18 protein-coding genes are annotated in these 14796 nt (G+C 65.2%); 16 read left to right on the forward strand and 2 right to left on the reverse strand.

Annotation, left to right across the window (positions count from 1 at the left end; translation table 11 throughout):
- Position 1 precedes the first annotated feature (1 nt).
- Entirely contained in the window at positions 2 to 1510 is a 1509-nt protein-coding gene (locus ABJO18_RS01010; RefSeq protein ID WP_348507789.1) for a recombinase family protein, read from the forward strand.
- Here ABJO18_RS01010 and ABJO18_RS01015 read toward each other — a convergent pair.
- Together ABJO18_RS01015 and ABJO18_RS01020 are read right to left on the reverse strand one after the other, a co-directional pair.
- Positions 1462 to 1830, reverse strand: coding sequence for a VOC family protein (locus ABJO18_RS01015; RefSeq protein WP_271185820.1), 369 nt, complete (start codon positions 1828 to 1830; stop codon positions 1462 to 1464). The genes ABJO18_RS01010 and ABJO18_RS01015 overlap by 49 nt on opposite strands.
- A gap of 141 nt (positions 1831 to 1971) precedes the next feature.
- Positions 1972 to 2424 (reverse strand): helix-turn-helix domain-containing protein, encoded by a 453-nt coding sequence (locus ABJO18_RS01020; protein WP_348507790.1) that lies wholly within the window; start codon positions 2422 to 2424, stop codon positions 1972 to 1974.
- Between the two features lie 288 nt (positions 2425 to 2712).
- On the opposite strand from ABJO18_RS01020, the gene ABJO18_RS01025 reads away from it, so the two are divergent.
- From ABJO18_RS01025 to mreD, 15 genes are all read left to right on the forward strand, one after another.
- Complete coding sequence (locus ABJO18_RS01025; RefSeq protein WP_348507791.1) at positions 2713 to 3579, forward strand: thymidylate synthase; 867 nt, start codon at positions 2713 to 2715, stop codon at positions 3577 to 3579.
- An 8-nt stretch (positions 3580 to 3587) separates the two neighbouring features.
- Entirely contained in the window at positions 3588 to 3908 is a 321-nt protein-coding gene (locus ABJO18_RS01030) for a phosphoribosyl-ATP pyrophosphohydrolase (protein WP_348507792.1), read from the forward strand.
- Positions 3872 to 4429, forward strand: coding sequence for a dihydrofolate reductase (locus tag ABJO18_RS01035; RefSeq protein ID WP_348507793.1), 558 nt, complete (start codon positions 3872 to 3874; stop codon positions 4427 to 4429). The genes ABJO18_RS01030 and ABJO18_RS01035 overlap by 37 nt, the downstream gene beginning before the upstream one ends.
- A gap of 113 nt (positions 4430 to 4542) precedes the next feature.
- A complete protein-coding gene (gene hflK / locus ABJO18_RS01040; protein ID WP_348507794.1) occupies positions 4543 to 5700 on the forward strand; it encodes an FtsH protease activity modulator HflK in 1158 nt (385 codons plus the stop codon).
- On the forward strand, positions 5697 to 6575 hold the full coding sequence (locus ABJO18_RS01045) for a protease modulator HflC (RefSeq protein WP_348507795.1): 879 nt from the start codon (positions 5697 to 5699) through the stop codon (positions 6573 to 6575). Before hflK ends, ABJO18_RS01045 begins: the two co-directional genes overlap by 4 nt.
- A complete protein-coding gene (locus ABJO18_RS01050) occupies positions 6575 to 6763 on the forward strand; it encodes a DUF2065 domain-containing protein (RefSeq protein ID WP_348507796.1) in 189 nt (62 codons plus the stop codon). The genes ABJO18_RS01045 and ABJO18_RS01050 overlap by 1 nt, the downstream gene beginning before the upstream one ends.
- Positions 6764 to 6871: 108 nt before the next feature.
- Positions 6872 to 8263 carry a Do family serine endopeptidase gene (locus ABJO18_RS01055; protein ID WP_348507797.1) on the forward strand — a complete coding sequence of 464 codons (1392 nt, stop codon included), beginning with the start codon at positions 6872 to 6874 and terminating at the stop codon, positions 8261 to 8263.
- Positions 8260 to 9195: a tRNA (adenosine(37)-N6)-dimethylallyltransferase MiaA gene (gene miaA, locus ABJO18_RS01060; RefSeq protein WP_348507798.1), complete on the forward strand. Its 936-nt coding sequence runs from the start codon at positions 8260 to 8262 to the stop codon at positions 9193 to 9195. The genes ABJO18_RS01055 and miaA overlap by 4 nt, the downstream gene beginning before the upstream one ends.
- Position 9196: 1 nt before the next feature.
- Positions 9197 to 9706: a hypothetical protein gene (locus ABJO18_RS01065; RefSeq protein WP_348507799.1), complete on the forward strand. Its 510-nt coding sequence runs from the start codon at positions 9197 to 9199 to the stop codon at positions 9704 to 9706.
- Positions 9699 to 10691 (forward strand): ketol-acid reductoisomerase, encoded by a 993-nt coding sequence (gene ilvC, locus ABJO18_RS01070; protein WP_348507800.1) that lies wholly within the window; start codon positions 9699 to 9701, stop codon positions 10689 to 10691. The genes ABJO18_RS01065 and ilvC overlap by 8 nt, the downstream gene beginning before the upstream one ends.
- Before the next feature lie 62 nt (positions 10692 to 10753).
- Complete coding sequence (locus tag ABJO18_RS01075) at positions 10754 to 11278, forward strand: hypothetical protein (protein ID WP_271185832.1); 525 nt, start codon at positions 10754 to 10756, stop codon at positions 11276 to 11278.
- Between the two features lie 60 nt (positions 11279 to 11338).
- Positions 11339 to 12073, forward strand: coding sequence for a VTT domain-containing protein (locus ABJO18_RS01080; RefSeq protein WP_348507801.1), 735 nt, complete (start codon positions 11339 to 11341; stop codon positions 12071 to 12073).
- A 125-nt stretch (positions 12074 to 12198) separates the two neighbouring features.
- On the forward strand, positions 12199 to 13239 hold the full coding sequence (locus tag ABJO18_RS01085; protein WP_271185834.1) for a rod shape-determining protein: 1041 nt from the start codon (positions 12199 to 12201) through the stop codon (positions 13237 to 13239).
- 36 nt (positions 13240 to 13275) lie between these two features.
- Positions 13276 to 14268, forward strand: coding sequence for a rod shape-determining protein MreC (mreC, locus tag ABJO18_RS01090; protein ID WP_348507802.1), 993 nt, complete (start codon positions 13276 to 13278; stop codon positions 14266 to 14268).
- A complete protein-coding gene (mreD, locus tag ABJO18_RS01095; protein ID WP_348507803.1) occupies positions 14265 to 14786 on the forward strand; it encodes a rod shape-determining protein MreD in 522 nt (173 codons plus the stop codon). The genes mreC and mreD overlap by 4 nt, the downstream gene beginning before the upstream one ends.
- Positions 14787 to 14796: the final 10 nt, after the last annotated feature.

The raw sequence follows: 14796 nt of genomic DNA on the forward strand, positions 1-14796 counted from the left end.
TATGCATCAACAGGATGTCAGAGCGGTCGGCGTCTGGATACGCGTTTCGACCGAAGACCAGGCGAAGGGGGACAGCCCTTCGATCCACAAAACACGCGCTGAGCAATATGCGCAGTTTAAGGGCTGGTCGATTGTCGAGACCTACGATCTCTCGGGTGTTTCTGGCAAAGCCGTCCTAGATCACCCTGAGGCCAAGCGAATGCTGGAAGACGTGAAGCGCGGACGGATATCCGCGCTTTTGTTTTCCAAGCTCGCCCGTTTGGCGCGGAGTACCAAGGAACTCCTCGAATTCTCCGAGATCTTCCGCGCGCACGATGCGGACTTGATTTCGCTGCAGGAGAATATCGATACATCGACGCCGTCGGGTCGGCTCTTCTACACCATGATTGCTGCCATGGCGCAGTGGGAACGCGAAGAGATCGTTGACCGCATCAAGGCGTCTGTCGTCACACGAGCGAAAATGGGGAAGCGCGTCGCCGGCGCGGCTCCATATGGCTATCAGTGGAAAGACGATGAGGTCGTGCCACATCCGGATGAGGCGCCCGTGCGGGCACTGATCTATGAACTGTTTGCCGAGTACGAGCGGAAGGGAACGGTCCGCCGTATTCTCACCGAGCGCGGATATCGAACACGCAAGGGGAAAGAGTTCTCGATCAGTACGATCCAGCTCCTGTTGCGCGATCCCACCGCGAAGGGACTACGCCGCTCCAACTACACGCAGCTGGAAAACCGTGGTGGATCGGTCCAGCTCAAGCCCGAGGAGGAGTGGGAGTGGCATCCGTGCGAGGCGATTGTCTCCAAGGAGCTGTGGGAGCGTTGCAACGCTATCCTCGATCGTCAGGCGAAGAAGGCACCCTCCGGTCCGCGCGGAAAGTACCTGTTTGCCGGCAAGGTCAAATGTGAGCGCGACGGACAGACCATGTACGTGCTCAACGAGAGCCCGAAATTTGTCTGTCGGAAGTGCCGTTCGAAAATTCCCCAGGACGATCTTGAAGCTATCTTCCGCGATCGACTACGGGCCTTCTTCTCGTCGCGCGAAGAGATCGAAGCGTACCTGAAAACGACGACCGATCAGATCGAGGCCAAGGCCAATCAGATGCAGGTTTTGAAGCGGGAGCGTGTCTCGCTTGCCAGCGATCGCGACAAGCTACTGCGCGGCTATCTCGATGGGACGATCGAACCGACCCGCTACAAGCAGGCCGATAAAGAAGCGGCGGAGCGCGGGGAGGAGATTGCGCAGAGCATCGCTGCGCTTGAAGGCGAAATCTCAGCCCTGCAGGTAACCCAGGACTCCAGTGAGGAAGTCGTTGCGGGAGCTCAAGCACTCTACGACCGGTGGGATTGTCTGACCCACGAACAGAAAGCCTCGGTGATCAATACGATCACCGAGGAAATCGTTGTCGGAGATCGGGACATAGCGATTCATCTTCGCTATGTCCCGACTCCGCAAGAGAGCGGGAATTACATACAGAACACATTCAGCTTGTTGCCGTCCGGGTCGCGGAAATAACCGGCATAGAAGCCGCTTTCGCCGCGCGGGCCGGCCGGGCCCTCGTCCTGGGCGCCCAGCTCGATGGCCAGCTTGTAGACCTTGTCGACCTGGGCACGGTCCTTGGCCTGGAAGGCGGCCATGACGCCATTGCCGACCGTGGCGGTATTGCCGTCGAACGGCTTGGTCAGCGCGATGCCGCAACCGCCATCGGCCGTGCCCCAGGCGATGAAGGTGTCCTCTTCCATGAAGCGGCCGGCGCCGAATTCGGCACAGAGCTTGTCATAGAAGGCGGCGGCGCGGGGCAGGTCATTCGTCCCCAGTGTCACATAACCCAACATGTCGATAGTCCTCCATTGCGGGGCTGTTCCCCGATTGTTCCGCCCGGCAGGCTATCGCAACCCGGTCCCGTGGCAAGCCGGAAACGGCGGGCCACGGGATCATTCCTGCCAGTACGGTGTCCGGAGCGCCGGCCGACAGGTTCAGCTGGCCGCGTGCTGGTTCTGGTAGCGGGTCACGACTTCGACAATGACGGTGGTGGCAATGTGGGCCGCCGCGCCCACCGTCCACCAGATCGTGGCCCACAGCATGACGGAGGTGCCGGTGCCGATATTGATCCCGGTGAAAATGATCATGCCGAGCACATAGCTGGCGAGGTGGATCCAGAGAGAAAGCCGCAATCCGGCCGTCACCCTGGCGTTCTTGGTCCGTATCGTGCGGGCGGCTTCCTCCTCCGGGTCGACGCACAGCGCCAGGGCATCGACCTGGAAAGCTGCGGCGAGGGCGGTGAGGGAGTCGCGGGAGGCCTGCTCGCCATTCTCGATCCGCTGCACCGTGCGAAGCCCGATGCCGGCCAGTTCTGCCAGATGTTCCTGCGACCAGTGCCGCTCTTCGCGCCAGCGTTTGATCTTCGCTGCGTCTGCCTTGAAAGCCATGTTCTTCTCCTGGAGGCTTGTTGTAGTCGGATGAGCCGGATTGACCAGACCCGCTGCGGGTGCGCCACGCCTGCCTTGCGTCACGAGCCCGCCACGCGGCCGCCACAGGCCCGCCAGTTGCGTTTTGCGGGGCGTATCGGGGGCAGCGGGCAGCGAAGCGACCGGAAGTCTTGAGGCTTGGCCGGTTATCCCCGGCGCTGCGCTGCAGGCAGGCTCACGGCTGCGTCTCGAGCGGTTAGACTTGTGAAGATCGAATCAGTCGAGTTGCGCGGATCGCAGGAGGAATTCATGGCGGACCTGGCCTTTGCGGATAGCCGGCCGGAAGCGGCGGGCGCGGGCAGCCTGCCCGGCTCGGCCGTGGAGCGTTCCTATCTCGATCTCCTGCGCGATATCCTCGAGACGGGCGCCGAACAGCATGATCGCACCGGTGTCGGTACGCGCGCTGTCTTCGGGCGGCAATTGCGCTGCGACCTGTCCGAAGGCTTTCCGCTTCTGACCACCAAGAAGGTGCATTTCAAATCGATCGCCATCGAACTGCTCTGGTTCCTGCGCGGCGAGACGAATGTGCGCTGGCTGCAGGAGCGCGGCGTGACGATCTGGGACGAGTGGGCCGACGAGAACGGCGACCTCGGACCGGTCTACGGCAAGCAGTGGCGCCGCTGGGAAGGTCCGGACGGCACCGAGATCGACCAGTTGTCCAACATCCTCGAACAAATCCGCAACAACCCGTCCTCGCGCCGGCTGATCGTGTCGGGCTGGAACCCGGCGGATGTGCCCAACATGGCGCTGCCGCCCTGTCACACGCTCTACCAGTTCAATGTCGCCAACGGGAAACTCTCCTGCCAGCTCTACCAGCGCTCCGCCGACATGTTCCTGGGCGTGCCGTTCAACATCGCCTCCTATGCGCTGCTGACCGCCATGGTGGCGCAGGTCTGCGGGCTGGAGCCGGGCGAGTACATCCACACATTCGGCGACGCCCACATCTATTCCAACCATATGGACCAGGTCGAAGAACAGCTCTCGCGCACGCCGCGGTCGCTGCCGCGCCTGTCGCTCAATCCGGACGCGAAGGACCTGTTCGCCTTCGAATACGAGGACATCACCCTGCAGGGCTACGACCCGCACCCGCGCATCGCTGCGCCGGTCGCGGTCTAGGGGGCGGCATGTCCGGACCTCTCACCGATCTGGGGGCGCAGATCGCACAGGTTTCCGACATCTATGCCCGCAATTACGGCATCGACCGGTCCGGCGACTGGTATCTGCTCAAACTGCAGGAAGAGATGGGCGAGCTGACCCAGGCCTATCTCGATGCGACCGGCCGGTCGCGCCGTCCGGCCGACGATGAAGCCCGTGCGGCGCTGCGCCGGGAAATGGCCGATGCGCTGGGCATGCTGCTCCTGCTGGCGCGCTCCGAAGGCGTCGACCTGGATGCAGCCGTGCAGGAAAAATGGCTCAGCTGGCTGGACAAGCCGGTATCGGCATGACCGGCACGATTATTCCGAAAGTCTGCCTGGTCGCGGCGCGCGGCCGCAATGGTGTGATCGGTGCCGATGGCGATCTGCCCTGGCGCCTGTCCTCCGACATGAAGCTGTTCCGCGACACGACGCGCGGCAAGCCGGTGATCATGGGGCGCAAGACCTGGGAGAGCCTGCCGCGGCGGCCGCTGCCGGGCCGGCTCAATATCGTCATCACCCGGCAGTCCGGCTATCGGGCCGACGGCGCGACGGTGGCCGGCAATCTCGGCGATGCGCTGGCTGCGGCCTTTGCCCGGGCCAATGAGGACAGGGTCGACGAGGTTTGCGTCATCGGTGGCGCGCAGATCTACATGGCTGCCCTGGAGCTGGCCGACCGGCTCTATCTGACCGATGTGGATGCGGCGCCGGACGGCGATACCCGTTTCCCCGATGTCGACGAAGCCGCCTGGAATGAAGTCCGCCGCGAGGCCCATCCTGCCGGCGAAGGCGACGATCATGCCTTCGTCTTCCGGCGTCTCGACCGCATCTGATACGCGCGAAAACGGGGGACGCTGCGTCTGCGTGTCCCGCTTGCCCGCTCTTGAACCCCGGCGCGCTTGCGTTCATGTAGGGCGCAAGACTAGCAAGAGGATCGATCCAGCCCATGCCGTGGAACGACAATCAGGGTGGAGGCGGCGGAGGCCCTTGGGGCTCCGGCGGAGGAAATAACAACAACCAGAACCCGTGGGGCGGACGCCGTCCCCAGGGGGGAGGCGGCGGCGATGAAGGCCCCGATCTCGACGAGGTTGTTCGCGACATGCAGCGCAAGCTTCGTGGCCTGTTCGGCGGCGGCGGAAGCGGCGGCAATGGTGGCGGCAAGAAGGGCGGTGGCGGAGCCAGCGCCTTCGGCTTCGGCTTCATCCTGCTGGTGATCGCCGGCGTCTGGTTCGTCATGCCGGGCTCCGGCTGGTACCAGGTCGGCCCGAACGAGGCTGGCGTCGTGCTGCGCTTCGGCGAGTATTCCCGGACCTCCTCGCCGGGTTTCCACTTCAAGCTGCCCACGCCGATCGAGACGGTGACGCTGCCGGAAGTGACGACAACGAACACGATCACCATCGGCCAGGGCAATGAAGGCCAGATGCTCACCCGCGACGAGAATATCGTCGATATCGACTTCGCCGTGCAGTGGCGTGTCGATCTGAGCTATCCCGACGGTGTGCGCGACTACCTGTTCAATGTGCGCGATCCGGAAGCGACCGTCCGGGCCGTGGCGGAAAGCGCCATGCGCGAAGTCGTCGGTACGTCGGACCTGCAATTCATCATCACGGAAGGCCGGACCGAAGTGTCTCACCGGACGCGGGCCCTGCTGCAGGAAACGCTGAACGAGTACAATGCCGGCATCGAGGTTCTGCAGGTCAACCTGCGCAACGCCCAGCCGCCCGAGCGCGTCATCGACGCCTTCCGCGGTGTGGACGTCGCCCAGCAGGAAGCCGAACGTGCCCAGCTCAACGCGACCGCCCACGCCAACAGCGTGATCCCGGCGGCCCGCGGCCGCGCAGCCCAGGTGACCCAGCAGGCCCAGGCCTATCGGGACTCGGTGATTGCCGAGGCCCAGGGCCAGGCCGATCGCTTCGTGGCCATCTACGACCAGTATCGTCTCGCGCCGAATGTTACGCGCCGGCGCATGTATCTCGAGACGATCGAGGAAATCTTCCGCCGGTCGGACCTGATCGTGCTTGATGACCAGGCCGGGGCTGTGCCCTACCTGCCGCTCAACGAACTCGGCCAGAACCGCAATCGTACGCAAGGAGGCAATCAATGATCCGCACGTTCGGCATTATCATTCTTGCGGTTGCCGTCTTCATCGGCCTGCAGAGTGTCTACACGGTCTCGGAAACCGAGCAGGCCCTGATCCTGCGCCTCGGCGAGCCCGTCGATGCGGTCAACGAGGTTGGCGAGCCCGACCCGGGCCTGCACTTCAAGCCGCCTTTCATCATGGAAGTGCTGACCTTCGACAAGCGCAATATCGAGCTTGATCTCGATCCGGAAGAAATCCTGGCCTCGGACCAGGAACGCCTGATCGTCGACGCTTTCCTGCGCTATCGCATCACCGATCCGCTGCGCTTCTACCAGACCTTCCGCGACGAGCGCGGCGCCCGCGTTCGCCTGCAGCAGATCATGGATGACAGCCTGCGCGGCGTCATCGCGTCGATCCCGTCCTCCGAAGTTATCTCTGGCCAGCGTGCCGAGCTGATGGATCGGGTGCAGGCCGCGGTGGAAGACCAGGTCCGCACCGGCAGCTTCGGCATCGAAGTGATCGATGTGCGTATCCTGCGCGCCGACCTGCCGCAGCAGATCGCCGAGAACGTCTTCCAGCGCATGCGCTCGGAACGTGACCAGGAAGCGGCCCGCATCCGCGCCGAAGGCGAACAGCGGGCCGCGGAAATCCGCGCCAATGCCGATCGCCAGGCGGCGATCATCGAGGCCGAGGCGCGCGCCGAATCCGAACGGATCCGCGGTGAGGGCGATGCCCGCCAGAACCAGATCTTCGCCGAGGCCTACAGCCGCGACGAGGAATTCTTCGCCTTCTATCGCTCGATGCTGGCCTACCAGCAGGCGATGGGCGACGGCACGCCGATCGTGATTCCGCCGGACAGCGAGTTCTTCAACTACTTCCGGTCGGAAACCGGCCAGTAGTGTGGACGGTCCTGATCGCCGGGCTCGGGGTGGCGATCGCGCTTGAAGGCGCGGTCTACGCCCTGGCCCCCGGCGCCATGAAAGACGTGATCGCCAGAATTGGCACGATGAGCCCGGACCAGCTTCGCCTGGCCGGGCTCACGGCTTTGTGTCTGGGCGTCGCCATTGTTGCCCTGGCGGTGCGCTGAGAACGCCGCAACCCTTACGCCTGCATCACTGCGGTTGCAGCGGGGTGCCGCGAAGCGGTATTCACCTTGTTCTGTATTCCGGTTCCCGAAATCGAACGGATATTTGCAATGCGGCGTTTTCTTGTTGTCTTCCTGGTTCTCCTGGTCTCTCCGGCGGTGCTGGCGCATCCGGCGCCTGACGGCTTTGCCGATCTGGCCGAGCGCCTGTCTCCGGCCGTGGTGAACATCTCGGCCGCCCAGCGTCTGGACAGTGGAGACGGACTGCCGGAATTCCCCGAGGGCTCGCCGCTGGAGCGTTTCAACGACATATTCGGCGATGCCCCGCGCATCGCGAATTCGCTCGGTTCCGGCTTCATCATCGATCCGGAAGGCCTGGTGGTGACAAACAATCACGTCATCGACGGTGCCGACGAGGTCGAGGTCGCCCTGCCCGACGGGCGTGTCTTCGCGGCTGAAGTCGTGGGGATCGATCCGGTCACCGATCTGGCTGTCCTGCGCATGGAGGTGAACGAGGCGCTGCCCCACGTCGATTTCGGCGACAGTGACACGGCGCGCGTCGGCGACTGGGTGATCGCCATCGGCAATCCCTTCGGCCTGGGCGGTACGCTGACGGCAGGTGTGGTCTCGGCGCGCGGCCGCGATGCCGGCGGTCAGTATGACGACTACATCCAGACCGATGTGGCCATCAATACGGGCAATTCAGGCGGGCCGCTGTTCGACATGGCGGGCAATGTGATCGGCGTGAACACGCTGATCCTGTCGCCGACGGGCGCCAGTGTCGGCATCTCGCTGTCCATCCCGTCCAACCTGGCGCGCCGCGTGGTCGATCAGCTGATCGAGTTCGGCGAGACCCGCCGCGGCTGGCTGGGCGTGAGTGTGCATCGCGTCACCCCGGAACTGGCCGAGAGCTTTGGTCTGAACACGCCTTATGGCGCCATTGTCTCGCGGATCGAGGAAGACGGTCCGGGCGAAGCCGCTGGCCTGCGCCAGGGCGATCTGATCCTGAGCTTTGACGGTCAGCGTGTCCGCGAGAGCCGCACTTTCCCGCGCATGGTCGCGGAAAGCGAGATCGGCCGCGAGGTCCAGGTCGAGATCATCCGCCGCGACCGCCGCATGACACTGGACATTACGGTGGGCGAGCTTGAGCGCGAGGGTGATGAAGACCCGGCGTCGGGCAGCGGTTCCGCCGGCGGCGTGGTCGACCCCTCCCAGGGCAATGCGAATGAAGTTCTCGGCATGACGCTCGCCGCGCTGGATGCCCCCTCGCGCCGCCGCTACCGGGTCGATCCGGACGCCCAGGGTGTGCTGGTGACAGAGGTCGACGCGTCCAGCGACGCCGCTGGCAAGATCCGCCCCGGCGATGTGATCGAGGAAGTGGAATTCACCCGCGTGGCGACGATTGCCGATATCCGCGAGATCGTTTCCGGTCATTCCGGCGGTCCGATCCGCTTCCAGGTCAATCGCGGCGGCCAGTACGTGCTGCATTCCATCCGGCCGTGACGTCGCCCGCCACCCGGACCCTGCTGATTGCGGGACCGACTGCGGCGGGCAAGACCGCCCTGGCAATTGCTGCAGCGGAGCGGCTGGACGGCGAGATCGTCAATGCGGACTCCATGCAGATTTATGACGGTCTGCACCTGATCACCGCGCGGCCGTCACCCGAGGAAGCCGCGCGTATTCCCCATCATCTTTTCGGTGTGGCCGATCCCGGCGAGCGCTGGTCGGCGGGGCGCTGGGCCGAAGCCGCCCTGGCGGCCTGCGCGGATATCCGGGCCCGCGGACGCACGCCCATCCTGGCCGGCGGGACGGGGCTCTATTTCCACACACTGACGGTCGGTCTGGCGCCCGTGCCGGAGATCGGGCCGCCCGCCCGGGCAAAGGCTGCGGCGCTTTACGATGCAGGCGGTATGGAGGCGCTGCGCGATGAGGCGCGCCGTCTGGATCCGGCTGCCGAGGCACGGATCGAGCAGGGTGACCGCCAGCGCCTGCTGCGGGTGGTGGAGGTCGGCCTTGAAACCGGCCGGGCTCTCTCGGACTTCCAGGCCGATACACAACCGCTCCTGCCGCCGGGCAGCTGGCGCGGGATCGTCATCGAACCGGACCGGGCCGCGCTCTACGACCGGATCGACAGGCGCTTCGACGGGATGATGCAGGCCGGCGCGCTGGCCGAGGTCGAAGCGTTCGCGGCCCGCAATCTCGATCCGGACCTGCCCGCCATGAAGGCGCTGGGCGTGCCGCCGCTGATCGCGCATCTGCGCGGCGAGCTCGACCTCGACACGGCGGTCGAGACCGCGAAGCGCGACAGCCGCCGCTATGCCAAACGGCAACTGACATGGTTCCGTAATCAAACGGCCAGCTGGCCGCGGATAGTCTCGCTTGATCCGGCGGTGGCGCAGGCCGAACTCGCCGGCATTCTGGACGAGGGGGACTGACATGCATCCAGGCACCATGATCAACGCGCTGACGGCTCTGACCCTGGCGGCGACACCGGCGATGGCCCAGGAGACGGCCGTCGATGCCATCCTGCAGGCTGACCGCGATTTCGCGGCGATGGCCGCCGAGACCGGGCCCGGTCCGGCTTTCGAGGCTTATATGGACGATGTCGACGGGCGGCTGATCCGCGGTACGGCGGACGCGCTGGTCGGCTCGGCAGAGATACGCGGCTCGTTCGATGCCTGGCCGGAGGGTATATTGCTGCACTGGGAGCCGCTGGAAGGCTTTGCCTCCGAGGGCGGTGATTTCGGTGTCACCTGGGGGCTGTGGTCGCTGCATCCGGATGGCGATCGCGCCAGCGCGCCGGCCGGACGCGGCACCTATGTCACCGTATGGCGGCAGGACGAGGCGGGGAATTGGCGCGGTTTGCTGGACATGGGGACGAATGATCCGTCCTATCGGCCCGAAGCACCGGAAGCCGATTCGCAAAGCGCCCCCGAGGATGACTGACCCGCTTTACACGAAAGACATCGATCTCGACCCGATCCGCAAATGCCGCCTGGCCATTCTGGGCTATGGCAATCATGGCCGTTCGCACGCGCTGTGTCTGCGTGACAGCGGTGTGCGGGATGTCCGGATCGCGCTGCGGGACGGGTCGCCATCGCGCGACAAGGCCAAGGCGGACGGGTTCGAGGTGATCGGCCTAGACGAGGCCGCGCGCTGGGCCGATGCCATCGCGCTGCTCGCCGCCGACGAGGCCCATCGCCAGATCTGGGATCGGCATATCGCGCCCAACCGCAAGCCCGGCCAGGCGCTGATCCTCTGCCACGGCTTCTCGATCCATTACGGGCTGATCGAGCCGCCGGCCGATGCCGATATCATCCTGGCCGCAGCGAAAGGGCCGGGCGGGGCGGTGCGTCAGGAGTTCGAGAAAGGCAAGGGGCTTATCGGCTTCTGGGCCGTGCACCAGGACGCCTCCGGCCACGCCCGCGAGCTCGCCCTGGCCTATCTCGCCGGCATCGGATCCGGTGAGGTGGGCATCTTCCCGACGACATTCCGCGAGGAGACCGTGTCCGACCTGTTCGGTGAGCAGGTCGTGCTGGTGGGCGGGATGGTTGCTCTCGCCAAGGCCAGTTTCGACCGGCTGGTTGCTGCCGGCGTATCGCCGCGCATGGCCTATATCGACTGCGTCCACGAGATCAAATATCTCGCCGACCTGATTCAGGCGCGCGGGATTGCCGGCATGTATGAGGCGATCTCCGACACGGCCGAATATGGCGCGCGCCAGATCGAGGATGCCATTGCAGGCCCGGAACTCCGGCGCACCTTCGACAACGCCATGGCAGCGATCGAGGATGGCAGTTTTGCCAGGCGCTGGGTCGAGACCTACGAGGCGGGCAACGCCATGACAGCTGACCGCGCCCGTGATCGCGAACTGCCGGTCGAGGCCGCCGGTGCTGAGCTTCGCAGCCGCATCTACGGTGACGCGAAATAGCCAAGCCGCCGAAGGGGCTGTATTAAGCGGCTATTGTTTGTTTCTCACTGCGGGGGCAGGACATGTCATTCAATCCGGTCAAGATCCGGCGATATGGTGAACCCAAGGAAGTGGTGGCGCGCGTCTTCGAGGAAGTGGGCGGCATCCCGAAGGTCATGGAATTGCTCGATCTGAGCCGCACACGCGTCTATGCGCTGGCGGATCCCGATTCCAGCAATGAAATCTCCTACACCCGCATGGCCACGCTGACCGAGAACGGTGCGACCGCCGCGGCCCAGCACCTCGCAGCCCTGGCGGGCGGCATCTTCCTGCCGATCGAGAAGGCGGACGACGCCAACTGGCTGGCGCTGGCCGGCGATGCCAGCCGTTCCAATGCGCGCAATATCTCCGCGCTGATGGAATCGCTGAGCGAGACCGAGCGCTCGCCCGGCCGGGTCGATCAGGACGAGGCCCGCGGCATTCTCAAGGTTCTGGACGAACAGCTCGCTGTGCTGGCCATCCAGCGCGCCAAGCTGGTGGCCATCGCTTCGGGCGAAGCCGTCGACATGGACGCCGAAATGTCCGACGGTGAGGCGGGTTCCAACTGATTTGCGCCCGGCCCGACCTGTGACCTGTCAGACGAACCGCGCCATACGGAACGGCCGAGCATGAACCGGATTTTCGATTTCATCCTGCGTATGGATGCGCGTGCAGCGCGGGCCATCGGCGTGTCGGTGGCCCTGTTCGTCGTGGTCGCGGTCATTTTCCTGATCGGGCGTTTCGTGCTGGAGATTGAACCCGGTGCCGCCGGCAGCTGGTTCGGTTCGCTGCAGGATCGCTGGTACGCACTGCCTGTGACGATCGGTGTCTTTATCGCCCTGTCCTTCCTGGGCGCGCCGCAATTCGGACTGATGGCGGCAGCGATTGTCGCCTTCGGTCCTGTCACAGGGGCGCTCTACGCCTGGATCGCGACCCTGACGGCGGCATCGGTAAATTTCTGGATGGGGCGCGTCTTCGGCGCGCGCATCCTCAAGCGCTATGGCGGCGACTGGGCCAACCGGATCTCGAGTTTCATCGGCCGCAACGGGCTGGTGGCGTCCATGGTGGTGCGCTGGGTGCCGTCCGGACCCTTCATCGTGGTCAATATGGGCTTCGGCATCGCCCGCACGCCCTATTGGGCCTTCCTTCTGGGCACCGCCCTGGGCACCGGTCCCAAGATCATCGTGGTCGGCCTTGCAGGGCAGGGGATTCTGGCCATGCTGGGCGAAGGCCGGGTGCTGGTCGGACTGGCGCTGTTCGGCGCGGTCGGGGCCTGGTTCGGCATCATGCTGGTGGCGCGCAAATGGCTGCGCCGGAACCGGCCCGAGCCGGCGGCCGAGACCGAGGCAGCGGCGCCCGAATAGCAGGCGCATCTGCCATGACATGTGTGCCCGCACCGTTGCGCCCCTTGCAATCTATCGCGGAGCATCGCACAAGAAAACAAGTTGCACCGCGGCTTTGCCGCCACACGTCTGAACGCGCCACGCTCATGCTCAACAGCCTTTTCGGTTTGCTCTCCGCGGATATCGCCATCGACCTGGGTACCGCGAATACGCTCGTTTACGTCAAGGGGCGCGGCGTCGTCCTGAACGAGCCGTCCGTTGTCGCCTACAAGATCGAGAAGGGCCGCAAGCACGTGCAGGCCGTCGGCGCCGAGGCCAAGCTGATGCTGGGCAAGACGCCGGGGAATGTCGAAGCGATCCGCCCGATGCGCGACGGCGTGATCGCCGACTTCGACGTGGCCGAGGAAATGATCAAGCACTTCATCCAGAAAGTGCACAATCGCCGCGCCATGGTCTCGCCGCAGGTCGTGATCTGCGTGCCGTCGGGCGCGACGGCGGTTGAACGCCGCGCCATCCATGAAAGCGCGCTGGGTGCCGGTGCCCGCAAGGTCTATCTGATCGACGAACCGATGGCGGCTGCCGTCGGCGCCGGCCTGCCGATCGACGAGCCGACCGGTTCGATGATCGTCGATATCGGCGGCGGCACGACCGAAGTGGCCGTGATGTCGCTGTCCGGCATCGTATACTCGCGCTCCGTCCGCGTCGGCGGTGACAAGATGGACGAGGCGATCATCAACTATATCCGCCGGTCTGCGAACCTTCTGATCGGCGAGACCTCGGCCGAGCGGATCAAGAAGGAAATCGGGTCGGCCATGCCGCCGGTGAAGGGCGAAGGCCTGTCGCTGGACATCAAGGGCCGCGACCTGATGAATGGCGTGCCGCGCGAGATCGCCGTCACCGAAGCGATGATTGCCGACAGCCTGTCCGAGCCGGTCGAGCAGATCGTGGAAGCCGTCAAGCAGGCCCTTGAGGCGACACCGCCGGAGCTGGCGGCCGACATCGTCGACAAGGGGATCGTTCTGACGGGCGGCGGCGCCTTGCTGCGCAATCTCGACACCGAGCTGCGCGAACGCACCGGCCTGCCGGTGAGCCTGGCCGACGAGGCGCTGTCCTGCGTCGTGCTCGGTTGCGGCAAGGCCGTCGAAGACTTGCGGATTTGGCGCCCCATTCTCTCCGAAGCCGTGTAACCTTCGCCCTTGCGGGTGGAGAAGGAGTGAGTCGCGGTGGCCACGAGGCGCTCGACACGACATGATGGCGAGCAGGGCGTCCGTTTCTCGCGGACCGTCTTCATTGCGCTTCTTGTTCTGTCCTGTGCGCTGATCGCCTTCGATCGCCCGCAATCGCGATCCGACACCTTCGCCCGTATCCGCGCCGGCTTCACCGACCTGACGACGCCCGTACTGGAACTGGCGGCCCAGCCGCTTCGCGCCATCAAGGATATCGGTCCCTACTTCCGCCGGCAGGGCGAGCTTGCCCAGGAAAACGCCGATCTGCGCCAGCAATTGATCGAGGCGCGCTACTGGGAAGACCTCGCCTATCGCCAGCGCGACCGGATCGAGATCTACGAAGACGCCCTCAATGTCGACACGCCTGCGACCCGGGACCGGATCGGCGCCTGGACCGTGGCCGACCCGCGTGGCCCCTTCGTCCGTGCCCGCCTGATCGGCCGTGGCGCACAGTCGGGCATCGAGGATGGGTATCCGGTCATCAATCTCTACGGCCTGGTCGGGCGGGTCTACGAGACCGGCCGGCATTCGGCCCGCGTCTTGCTGCTCACTGACCTCAACAGCCGGATCCCGGTGATGGCAGACCGCTCGAATGCGCGGGCCATTCTTGTCGGCGATAACTCGCCCTATCCGCGCCTGGAATATGTCGGCCGGGCGCCGGATATCCAGCCGGGTGACCGTATCGTCTCGTCGGGTGACGACGGCATCCTGCCGCGCGGCCTGCCTGTGGGCGAAGCCGTAGCGACGCGCGAGGGCGGCTGGCGGGTCCGGCTGTATTCGGACCAGGCGCCGATCGATTTTGTCTGGGTCTGGCCTTACCGACGTGTGACGCCGCCGGACGAGGAGGTCAGCACCGACGAAGCCGGACTGCTCGACCCCGAAGAGGCCGGCCCGGCGACCGCGGAGCCGGTCGCCGAGGCGGCGCCTGCAGGCGCGGACAGCGGCGATGAAGAAGGCGGCGCTACTGTGGATCCGGAGGCCCAGCCATGAGAAAGCCGACGGACCGCAGCTCGATCTGGTTCTCTGTCGCCTTGTGCGTCTTTACTGTCCTGCTGGCCTTGGTCACCCAGGCGGCGCCGACACGCCTGATCGACGGCATATCGGTCATGCCGACCTGGCCGTTGATGGCGATTTTCCTGTGGTCGGGGCTGCGCCCGCACTTCATGCCGCCGATCGTGATCTTTGCCATCGGTCTCGCCCAGGATCTCCTGACCGGCGCGCCGATGGGGGTCTGGGCCCTGTCCTATCTGGTCGCGCTGGCGGTCTGCCGCTTCCGCGGCGAGGACGGCATGCCGCGCGATCTGCCGCCGGTCCTGCTGCGTTTCGGGGCAACGCTGCTGCTGGCCCACGGTATCGCCTTTGCCGCCGGAAGTTTCGCCCTGGAGCAGATGGCTGACCTGCAGCTCTTGATCATCGAACTGGCAGCCACGATGCTGATGTTCCCGCTACTGGCCTTCTTGGCGCTGCGAAATCGCCGCCCGGTCCGGTCCGGGTTCATCGGGGGCTGATCGCGAGGCA

The sequence above is a fragment of the Maricaulis sp. genome, from assembly GCF_039978735.1.
Classification (GTDB): domain Bacteria; phylum Pseudomonadota; class Alphaproteobacteria; order Caulobacterales; family Maricaulaceae; genus Maricaulis.

Excerpts from the sequence above, each read along its gene's own strand:
- ABJO18_RS01010 (WP_348507789.1), top strand. The coding sequence starts at position 2 with ATGCATCAACAGGATGTCAGAGCGGTCGGCGTCTGGATACGCGTTTCG.
- ABJO18_RS01015 (WP_271185820.1), bottom strand. The coding sequence starts at position 1,830 with ATGTTGGGTTATGTGACACTGGGGACGAATGACCTGCCCCGCGCCGCC.
- ABJO18_RS01020 (WP_348507790.1), bottom strand. The coding sequence starts at position 2,424 with ATGGCTTTCAAGGCAGACGCAGCGAAGATCAAACGCTGGCGCGAAGAG.
- ABJO18_RS01025 (WP_348507791.1), top strand. The coding sequence starts at position 2,713 with ATGGCGGACCTGGCCTTTGCGGATAGCCGGCCGGAAGCGGCGGGCGCG.
- ABJO18_RS01030 (WP_348507792.1), top strand. The coding sequence starts at position 3,588 with ATGTCCGGACCTCTCACCGATCTGGGGGCGCAGATCGCACAGGTTTCC.
- ABJO18_RS01035 (WP_348507793.1), top strand. The coding sequence starts at position 3,872 with ATGGCTCAGCTGGCTGGACAAGCCGGTATCGGCATGACCGGCACGATT.
- hflK (WP_348507794.1), top strand. The coding sequence starts at position 4,543 with ATGCCGTGGAACGACAATCAGGGTGGAGGCGGCGGAGGCCCTTGGGGC.
- ABJO18_RS01045 (WP_348507795.1), top strand. The coding sequence starts at position 5,697 with ATGATCCGCACGTTCGGCATTATCATTCTTGCGGTTGCCGTCTTCATC.
- ABJO18_RS01055 (WP_348507797.1), top strand. The coding sequence starts at position 6,872 with ATGCGGCGTTTTCTTGTTGTCTTCCTGGTTCTCCTGGTCTCTCCGGCG.
- ABJO18_RS01065 (WP_348507799.1), top strand. The coding sequence starts at position 9,197 with ATGCATCCAGGCACCATGATCAACGCGCTGACGGCTCTGACCCTGGCG.
- ilvC (WP_348507800.1), top strand. The coding sequence starts at position 9,699 with ATGACTGACCCGCTTTACACGAAAGACATCGATCTCGACCCGATCCGC.
- ABJO18_RS01075 (WP_271185832.1), top strand. The coding sequence starts at position 10,754 with ATGTCATTCAATCCGGTCAAGATCCGGCGATATGGTGAACCCAAGGAA.
- ABJO18_RS01080 (WP_348507801.1), top strand. The coding sequence starts at position 11,339 with ATGAACCGGATTTTCGATTTCATCCTGCGTATGGATGCGCGTGCAGCG.
- ABJO18_RS01085 (WP_271185834.1), top strand. The coding sequence starts at position 12,199 with ATGCTCAACAGCCTTTTCGGTTTGCTCTCCGCGGATATCGCCATCGAC.
- mreD (WP_348507803.1), top strand. The coding sequence starts at position 14,265 with ATGAGAAAGCCGACGGACCGCAGCTCGATCTGGTTCTCTGTCGCCTTG.